Origin of the sequence: Mesorhizobium sp. M7D.F.Ca.US.004.03.1.1 (genome assembly GCF_003998635.1) — a bacterium.
Classification (GTDB): Bacteria; Pseudomonadota; Alphaproteobacteria; order Rhizobiales; family Rhizobiaceae; genus Mesorhizobium; species Mesorhizobium loti.
The window spans coordinates 1-570 of sequence record NZ_RZQG01001680.1; the positions used below are offsets into that span (position 1 = coordinate 1).

Annotated in this window: 1 protein-coding gene; it reads left to right on the forward strand. The window is 59.5% G+C overall.

Annotation, left to right across the window (positions count from 1 at the left end):
- On the forward strand, positions 1–570 hold a 570-nt coding region (locus EN935_RS39445), incomplete at both ends, for an MFS transporter (protein WP_127374424.1).

A 570-nucleotide genomic window follows, 5' to 3' on the forward strand; every position in this document is an offset into this window, starting at 1 on the left:
AACCTATGTCGCCGAACACGCCCCCGACGACCGCCGTGGCTTCTACACCTCGTGGATCCAGACGACGGCAACACTCGGCCTGTTCCTGTCGCTGATCATCATCCTCGGCGTTCAAGCAATGTTGAGCAAGGAAGACTTCGCCGCCTGGGGCTGGCGCATTCCGTTCCTCGTCTCGGTCATCCTGCTTGGCGTATCGGTCTGGATTCGCCTAACGCTCAGTGAATCGCCAACCTTCCAGCGGATGAAGGACGAGGGCAAGGGCTCCAAGGCTCCGCTGACGGAAGCCTTCGGTCAGTGGAAGAATGCCAAGATCGCGATCCTGGCCCTTCTCGGCCTCACCGCCGGCCAGGCTGTGGTCTGGTACTCCGGCCAGTTCTACGCTCTGTTCTTCCTGCAGAATGTGCTCAAGGTCGACCTGCAGACGGTCAACATCCTGATCGCAATCGCCTTGGCGTTGGGTTCCATCTTCTTTGTCGTGTTCGGTTGGCTCTCCGACAAGATCGGCCGCAAGCCGATTATCATGGCGGGGCTGGCTCTGGCGATCTTCACCTACTTTCCGCTGTTCAAGGC